We start from the raw sequence: 4,960 nt of genomic DNA, 5'->3' as shown, positions 1-4,960 counted from the left end.
CAACACACCCAACACACCGGGTGGCGGAGGCGGAGCCAACACCCCGAACACCCCCAACACACCCAACACACCGGGTGGCGGAGGCGGAGCCAACACTCCCAACACCCCCAACACACCCAACAGCCCGAACACACCGGGTGGCGGAGGCGGAGCCAACACCCCGAACACCCCCAACACCCCGAACACACCGGGTGGCGGAGGCGGAGCTTGACGTCACTGAAGACATAAAGATGGGGCAGCGCAACAACAGGTTGCGCTGCCCCATCTTTACGGCGTCAGGTCTCAGAGCAGTCCCCCAGGCTGCAGCAGCGTAGTGAGGGCCTTCAGAAGGCCCGGCGTGTTCGGGGCCTTCATGAGGCCCGGCGTGTTCGGGGCCTTCATGAGGCCCGGCGTGTTCGGGGCCTTCTTCAGGAGGTCCGGCGACGGCGTGTTCGGGGCCTTCAGGAGGTCCGGCGTGTTCGAGGCCTTCTTCACGGGGTCCGGCGTGTTCGGGGTGTTCGGCGTGTTCGGCGTGTTCGGCGTGTTGGGGGTGTTCGGCGTGTTCGGGGTGTTGGGGGTGTTCGGCGTGTTCGGCGTGTTCGGGGTGTTGGGGGTGTTCGGCGTCTTCGGCGTCTCCGGCGTCTTCGGCGTCTTATTCGCTTCATCCCCGGCGCCCGGAGATGGGGCATCCAACCGTGTGGCTCCCGTCGACTGCTGCACGAGCTGCGGCGTCTGAGGAGTCTGCGGCGTCTGGGGGGTTTGGGGCGTCTGAGGTGTCTGGCCTCCCAGCAGACTAATCAAGTTCAAGTTGTAGGACGGGCCGTTGTAGCTGTTCGAGGTGTCGTCCGCGTGAGCGACACCCATTCCTGCAACGGCGAAGCTTCCCACTGCGGCGACGGTGATCAGAACGCGCTGGATTTTACGCAAGGTTCTTCCCCTCGGACTCTGAGCTGTGCAAGCTCACATATCGATGCAGGGCTGCATGCTAGATAAAAACTCGCGTGTCGGAGGCTGCACCCCACCCAAGCGGTCAGTGTCGCCGTGAACATCACCCATTCATCGCTTTGACGTCCAACCCAGCATCCTGCCGGGGAAGTTGTTGGCGCAGGCCGGCGTGTCAGATCATCGCCCGATGTGAACTGATTACTAGAATCCTCAGTCGTGTGCCCGAGCGCCGCCGGCGAGTGTGGGATCAGGTCGCCCGCAGAGTCGGTGACGGCCTGGATGTTCACTCCGTGTCGTTTGGCCTTGCCGGAGATTTCCTGTTCGTGGTCGACGACACAGTCGTACTCGGCGATGCGGCAGAACGGGCTACCAACGAAGCCTCCAACTGCAGCAGTTGAGACCTCGGACATCCCGAACCACTGCCCGAGGGCCTCGCCTGCAGCCGGCCCACGACCGTCACCCGATCGGTGCGCACGCTGGAGATCCTTTCCGAAGGTCGTGCAATCTGTGATGGATTCCTTCGAAGTCCTTGACGGACTTTCATGCGCGACGGACCCGAAGCGCCTCGCGCGTGTCGTGCCGGCGTGGGACGATAGAACGACTCAGTTCACTCGCAGATTTCGGGGTGATGAGGATGAAGAAGGCAGCATTGCGGAGTGTCAGCATTGTCGCTGCGGCCTCCTGCTGTTTTGCGCTCGGCGAATGGAGCGCATCAGCGAGTGAATCAGGTGCCCTGTCGCAGAAGTCGCAGGCTGCACCCACGAAGTCGACGCTTCGGTGCTATGCGGCGCGCAGCAGTCCGAACGAGATCACCTGCTACCGGTTTTCAGCGAAGGCCGAGTTCAGGCACGGCGACATAGTCTATGTCCCCATTCTCATCCAGGTGCCTGCGCCTGCACATCCGCCGTCCGTGACTGTCGTCAACAGCCTGAACGACGTTCGGCCCGAGTAGCACGGTTCGGGCGAGCGCCCCAGTGGCGGAACGCCGGGGGTGTGCCGGGGCCGGTGCCCGTACTTGGCGGAGTCGGCGAGCGTCTCCGTAGCCGTGCAGGCAGAAGGGCCCGGCCTCCTCGTGGAGAACCGGGCCCTTCGGGGGTACCTACCGCGACTGCGGCACCTACGGCCCTTACTGGCCCATGACGTACTTGACCGTCGGGCCCGTGGTCCAGCCGCCGTCCACGGCGAGCTCGGCGCCGGTGACGTACGAGGAGTCGTCCGAGAGCAGGAACACGGTCGCCTTGGCGATCTCGTCCGCCTCGCCGACGCGGCCCATCGGGGTGTTCGGGTATCCGCCGTCGCCCTGCTGGATGCCGAGCTGGGCCGTCATCGGGGTGTAGATCATGCCGGGGTGCACGGAGTTCACTCGGATCTTCGCCGTGCCCTGCTCGACCGCGGCGAGCTTGGTCAGGCCGCGCACGCCCCACTTGGAGGCGCCGTAGGAGCCGGTGAGGGCGAGGCCCATGAGGCCGGCGGCGGAGGAGATGTTGACGATGGAGCCGCCGCCGTTGTCCTTCATCGCGTTGATGGCCGTCTTCATGCCGATGAAGACGCCGGTGAGGTTGATGTCGAGGACTTTGCGGAAGTGCTCGACGGTCTCCGTCTCCAGGGGCTGGCCCGTGGAGATGCCCGCGTTGTTGACCAGGCCGTCGATCCCGCCGAACTCGGCGGTGGCGAACGCGGCGACGGCCGTCCAGTCCTCCTCCGACGTCACGTCGTGCCGCATGAAGCGGGCGCGCTCGCCGAGCCTGGCGGCGAGGGCCTTGCCCTCGTCCTCCAGGACGTCGGTGACGACGACGTTGGCACCGGCCTCGACGGCGCGGCGCGCTGTCTCGGCGCCGATACCGCGGGCTCCGCCGGTGATGAGGACGGTCTTTCCGGTGAGGTTGTTCACGGGTGCTCCAGAAGAAGTCGAGGGTGGAACTGGGGAGTTCAGGGGGTGCGGGCGCGGACGGGGGCTAGGCCGGGGCCCACGGGAAGTCGCCGAGCGACGCGAGGCACCGCGCGGCGAGCGCCGCGGGCCCGAGCTCGCCGCCGGCCGGGGCGTCGCTCGCGGCCCAGGTCTCCACGCCTACGCGAATGGCCGTGCAGGCGACCCCGGCGCCCAAGCGCAGGGCGAGCGACGGGGGCACCCCCGTGTCACCCCCGCCCCCCACCCGCTCCTCGAGGACGGCCAGCAGCGTGGCCTCCGACGCGTGGCAGGCGGTGCCCCACACCGCTTGCAGCGCCGGGCTCTCCGCCGCCATGCGCAGCAGGGACCTGACCCACTCCAGGGATTCCACGTTCGCCGCGTCGTCCGCGGTGAGCGACCGGGCGACCGCGTGCCGCAGCGCCTCGGGCACGGAGAGCGCGGATGGGGCGTCGCGCACGGCCTCCGCCCACTGCTGGGCTCCCGCGGCGAAGAGCGGGGCGACCGCTTCTTCCTTGGTCGCGAAGTAGCGGTAGAAGGTCCGCGGGGCGACCCCCGCGGCGCGGGCGATGTCCTCGGCGCGGGTGGCGCGCAGGCCGTCCTCCACGAAGAGCGCCGCCGCCGTGCGGGCGATGTCGAGGCGGGTGGCGGCCTTGCGTCGTTCCGTCAGCGTCTCAGTCGTAGAACTACGGGGCATGAAGTCATGGTATGCCTATGTGGCAGAATCTGCCACCGATCTGGCGTGCAACCAAGGGGTGGGCGAGAGCAGTGCGGCGGCGACGTTTCCTTCTTCAGACGGCCGGGCTCGCCGGCGCCGCGGCCTACGGGGTCAGCGGCTGCGGTTCCGGCTCGTCGAAGTCCTCCCTCGACCTGATGGTGGCGAGCTACGACCAGAGCGTCGGTTCCTCGATCGGCGACCAGTGGGACCAGGTCGTCAAGGCGTACAAGAAGGTGAAGCCGGACGTCACGGTCCATGTGGAGCGGATCCCGTTCGCCAAGCTGGACCGGACCCTCGCCCAGCGGGTGAAGGACGGCAAGGCGCCCGACATCGCGCAGACCAACGTCTTCGCGACGTTCGCCGACCAGCGCAAGCTCTACCCGGTGTCGGAGCTCTTCGACATCCCCACGCAGGCCGACTTCACGCAGTCGTTCGCCCAGGCGGGCACGGCGCACTACGTCCAGTACGGCATCCCGTTCATGGCGAGCACCCCGCGCCTCTTCTACAACACGACGCTCTTCGAGCGCGCGGGCGTCTCCGCGCCCGGCTCGTGGGACGAACTGCGCACCGCGGCACAGGCGTTGAAGGCGATGGGCGTGAAGACGCCGTACGGGCTCCAGCTCGGCCCCGAGGCCGCCGAGGACGAGGCGCTCGCCTGGCTGCTCGCCGGCGGCGGCACCTACGCGGGCGTCACCGGCTACGACTTCGCGACCAACAGCAACATCGCGACGCTGACCTGGCTGCGCGATCACCTCGTCGGCGAGGGCCTGGCCGGCGCCGCGCCCCAGCTCCTCGACCGGACGGCCGCGTACGAGCAGTTCCTGCGCGGGCAGATCGGCATGATGATCGCCCATCCGGTCCTGATGAGCGCGGCCGGCCAGGCGAAGGTCCCGTACGCGCACGCCGCGTTCCCGCAGCGGGACGGGGGCGCGGCGGCGCCGGTCGGGCTGAGCGACTGGCTGCTCGCGTTCAAGCGGAACGGCCGCAAGGCCGAGTGCGGCGAGTTCCTGACGTACCTCTACAGCCGTAAGTCGGCCCGGACGTACGGGGGCGGCCAGGCGGCGCTGCCCGTGACGGCGTCCGCGTCGGACTCCCTGCGCTCCGACCCGGCGCAGCGCCCGCTGTGGAAGTTCATCGACCAGATGCCGCGGGCGGAGTTCCAGCCGGTGAACCAGGCGTCCTGGCCCGACGTGCGGGCCGCGATCCGCGAGGACATCGGCTCGGCGGTCGTCCGGGGCGGCAACCCGGGCGCGGTGCTGCAGGCCCTGGACACGAAGGCGAGCCGCGCGGAGATCCGTACGGCCGACTGAACGACGAGACGGCCGGCTGAACGACGAGTGGGCGGGCCCCCGCGGCCGGTGGCGGGGGGCCGCCCCCCACGATGAGCGCCGGGGCCCGGGGGGGTTGGTTGT

6 protein-coding genes are annotated in these 4,960 nt (G+C 68.8%); 4 read left to right on the top strand and 2 right to left on the bottom strand.

The window, feature by feature from the left end; genetic code table 11:
• Window positions 1–337: 337 nt before the first annotated feature.
• From ACWFR4_RS26375 to ACWFR4_RS26365, 3 genes are all read left to right on the top strand, one after another.
• Window positions 338–715 (top strand): hypothetical protein, encoded by a 378-nt coding sequence (locus ACWFR4_RS26375; RefSeq protein WP_453654856.1) that lies wholly within the window; start codon window positions 338–340, stop codon window positions 713–715.
• Between the two features lie 427 nt (window positions 716–1,142).
• Window positions 1,143–1,322 (top strand): hypothetical protein, encoded by a 180-nt coding sequence (locus tag ACWFR4_RS26370; RefSeq protein ID WP_453469007.1) that lies wholly within the window; start codon window positions 1,143–1,145, stop codon window positions 1,320–1,322.
• 236 nt (window positions 1,323–1,558) lie between these two features.
• Window positions 1,559–1,876: a hypothetical protein gene (locus ACWFR4_RS26365; protein ID WP_453469006.1), complete on the top strand. Its 318-nt coding sequence runs from the start codon at window positions 1,559–1,561 to the stop codon at window positions 1,874–1,876.
• 174 nt (window positions 1,877–2,050) lie between these two features.
• Here the strand turns inward: ACWFR4_RS26365 and ACWFR4_RS26360 are convergent, their stop codons facing one another.
• Together ACWFR4_RS26360 and ACWFR4_RS26355 are read right to left on the bottom strand one after the other, a co-directional pair.
• On the bottom strand, window positions 2,051–2,815 hold the full coding sequence (locus tag ACWFR4_RS26360) for a glucose 1-dehydrogenase (protein ID WP_453469005.1): 765 nt from the start codon (window positions 2,813–2,815) through the stop codon (window positions 2,051–2,053).
• Between the two features lie 64 nt (window positions 2,816–2,879).
• Entirely contained in the window at window positions 2,880–3,527 is a 648-nt protein-coding gene (locus ACWFR4_RS26355) for a TetR family transcriptional regulator (protein WP_453654854.1), read from the bottom strand.
• A 71-nt stretch (window positions 3,528–3,598) separates the two neighbouring features.
• Between ACWFR4_RS26355 and ACWFR4_RS26350 the strand changes: the two genes are divergently transcribed.
• The gene (locus tag ACWFR4_RS26350; RefSeq protein ID WP_453469003.1) at window positions 3,599–4,858 is read left to right on the top strand and encodes an ABC transporter substrate-binding protein; all 1,260 of its coding nucleotides are present in this window, start codon (window positions 3,599–3,601) and stop codon (window positions 4,856–4,858) included.
• The last annotated feature ends 102 nt before the right edge of the window (window positions 4,859–4,960 follow it).

The sequence above is a fragment of the Streptomyces sp. NPDC055140 genome, from assembly GCF_053607285.1.
This window is presented reverse-complemented; position numbering and strand designations above follow the sequence as displayed.